This window comes from Protofrankia sp. CiP3, from assembly GCF_917627345.1.
In the GTDB taxonomy this organism is placed as follows: domain Bacteria; phylum Actinomycetota; class Actinomycetes; order Frankiales; family Frankiaceae; genus Protofrankia.
The window spans coordinates 1-2,837 of record NZ_CAKJTM010000183.1; the positions used below are offsets into that span (position 1 = coordinate 1).

At 68.4% G+C, this 2,837-nt stretch carries 2 protein-coding genes; both read right to left on the reverse strand.

Going from position 1 to position 2,837, the window contains the following annotated elements:
• Nucleotides 1-114 precede the first annotated feature (114 nt).
• The gene (locus tag MJ797_RS25720) at nucleotides 115-786 is read right to left on the reverse strand and encodes a hypothetical protein (RefSeq protein ID WP_239342189.1); all 672 of its coding nucleotides are present in this window, start codon (nucleotides 784-786) and stop codon (nucleotides 115-117) included.
• A 146-nt stretch (nucleotides 787-932) separates the two neighbouring features.
• Nucleotides 933-2,489: an FAD-dependent monooxygenase gene (locus MJ797_RS25725; RefSeq protein WP_239342192.1), complete on the reverse strand. Its 1,557-nt coding sequence runs from the start codon at nucleotides 2,487-2,489 to the stop codon at nucleotides 933-935.
• Between the last annotated feature and the right edge of the window lie 348 nt (nucleotides 2,490-2,837).

The window sequence follows — 2,837 nt, forward strand, 5'->3', positions numbered from 1 at the left end:
CAGAGCTGAATGGCAGGCCTCGTGAGACGTTGGGCTGGCGCAAGCCGGTAGAAGTGTTCAACGATCTACTGGAAAGGCATGTGTCGCCTTGACCGCTTGATTCCACCGAGCCTTTTAGAAAGTGGCGGAAAGAGCAATCAGGCCGCTGCGCCGCACCAGCGCGATATCGATGATCTCCGGAAACATGTCCAGCACGGCCATCGGTTCGCACCCACCGCGACCGCCGTCGCCGGCTTCGCCCCACCATTCGTCGAGGCGGTCCAACGCGGCGGCCCGCTCGTTCGGTGCCAACGAACAGGCGGCCCGCCAGCCCTCCGCGGAGCGTGCCACCTCGGCCGCGGATGCCAGAGCGTTGCCCACCACGCCGGGCAGTGAACCCATCCGGGCCGGACCGAGTGCGTGAAGCAGCCCCGCAACCGGCGATCCCCTGCGTAACCCTTCCACTCGCGCCAAGGCGCTGTCGTTGCCCAGCGCACCGCCGATTTTCACGAAGACGCAGTCATCGACCACCGCGATGTGTCCGAGCCGGTCCAGGTTCCCTGCCGGCGTGTCAGGCAGGTGCGCCTGCGCCGGTATGACGTGGTTGAAGGTCCTGACCCACTCCCGGTAGCAGGTGTCTATCTCAGTATCGGCAGCGAGCCGGCGAAGTTCGGCCCGGACGGAATGGAGGTAGGCTTCGTCGGCGTCGGCCCGCAGGGCGCCCAGACACCAGTAGCCGGTGGAACTCAGGGCACGCCTCCCGCTTCGGTTTGACCCGGTGTGGCGGGCTGAGTGTGGAGGAGCCACCGGTGATCGTTGCGGGCTGTGTGGGCCCTCGAAGATCAGCCACTGACCGCGTGCCTCAGCGTAGACCCTGACAGCCGGCGGGACGCGTTCGAGAGGCCCCCACCGCGTGACCCGCCAGCCGGTCAGCGCTGTGCCCCCGCACGGACCTACTTGCCGTCATGCGTACCGTGGTGTGACGGCTGTGGGTCCGGGGATCGCATGTTCGTGACCATGACGGGTGATCCGAACCAGCGGGTGAGCGCGTCGTCCAGCCCAAGGCTGGTGCCATCTCCTACCCAGGCGGCGTGGCCGTCGGGGCGGATCAGCACCGCGCTGGGGGCAGTGACCGTTCCGAGCACGGGAAGCTCCCACTCACCGTCGTAGGTTGCGTCGGTGAGCCGCACTCGATCGGCCCACGGTGTGATGTCGATGCTGCCGCGGCCGCCAAAGTTGATCAGTATCGGCCTGCCGGCATGGAGCAGCGCGTGGGTCCGCAGTGGCCCGGTCGCGGTGATGAGGTCGAAGTCGGGCATGCGGCGCCCGAGCAGCGGATGGTCATCGCCGAGGTCGTATCGCACGTCAAGGCCGTGGATGAGCGCGGCGACGCGTACGCGCGCCTCGTTGATGGTGAACAGGTCAGCGGTGAGGTCGCGCAGCGCGCATACCCGTTCGTCCTGCCGCTGCGTGGCACTCTGCGCCATCGTGTGCCGCAGCGCGCAGGCGTCTGCGGGGTGCCGCTCGGTGTGGTATGTGTCGAGCAGCGAGTCGGGTGACACGCCTTTGACCACCTGAGCGAGCTTCCATCCGAGGTTCACCGCGTCCTGGACTCCGAGGCCGATGCCCTGCCCGCCGGCGGGCGAGTGGATATGCGCGGCGTCGCCCGCGAGCAGCACACGCCGGTCGCGGTACGCCGCGGCTTGCCGGGTCGCGTCGGTGAAGCGCGAGAGCCAGGTCGGGGTGTGGACACCGAAATCGGTGCGGTAGACGTGGGTGAGCGCCGTGCGGAGGTCGTCGAGCGTGGGTTTGGTGGCGGGGCCGACGCGCTCCTCGGTCACCATGACCCGCACCGGCCCTTCGTCGGCGTAGACCACCTCGCCGTCGCGGATCTCGTAGTCCACCCTGCCCAGGGAATGGACGCCGACAGCATCGAGACGTGTGCCCCATTCCGGTTCCTCGCTCAGCCGCACCTCGGCGATCAGGTGGCTGCGCGTCGCGTCCCAGCCCTCGAACGCGATGCCGGCCGCCCGGCGGATCACGCTGCGTCCCCCGTCCGCGCCGACGAGGTACGCGGCGCGGATCGTCTCGCCGGAGCCGAGGCGGACCTCGACGCCACCCTCGTCCTGCACGAACCCGATGACCTCATGACCGCGATGGATGAGCACGCCGAGTTCGTCGAGCCAGCCGGCCATGATCCGCTCGATGTGGTTCTGCCACAGCCCCAGTCCGTACGGATGCCGGGTGGGGAAATCGCTGATGTCCAGCACCATGGCGCCGAACCGCGCCGTCTGCGCGACCTGCCCCTCGTCCAGAAAGCGGCCGGCGATGCCACGCTGGTCGAGGATCTCGATCGTGCGGGAGTGGAACCCGCCCGCCCGTGAGCCGGCGAGTTCCGGCGTCGGGCGCCGCTCGACAATCGCAACGTCTACACCCGCCAGCGCCAGTTCCCCGGCCAGCATCATCCCCGTCGGCCCGCCGCCGACGATTACCACCGCGTACTCCCGCACGTCGCTGCTCCTCGCCTGTCGTTCTGACAACGGGGAGCGATTCTGCGGCACCACCGGGGCCTTGCCGCAAGACCCCCGATGCGCTATAGCTTGAAAGTGGCGAGGGAGACCGACCTGCCTGCCTACCTCGAAGGCCGCCTCGCCGACAGCTCGTGGCTGGAGCCGTATGGCCCGCCTGATGCCAACATCGACGGCCACAACGTCCCGTCGGCCACTGAGCCCGTCAAACCGGCCCCCACGGGCAGCCGACAGGCCCTCCCTGGCAACCCGAACCTGGTGAGCCAGTTCCGCTCGACGTCGCCACACAGAACCAAATATCACTCTTAGTGGTCGGCGCCGGAAGTTCAT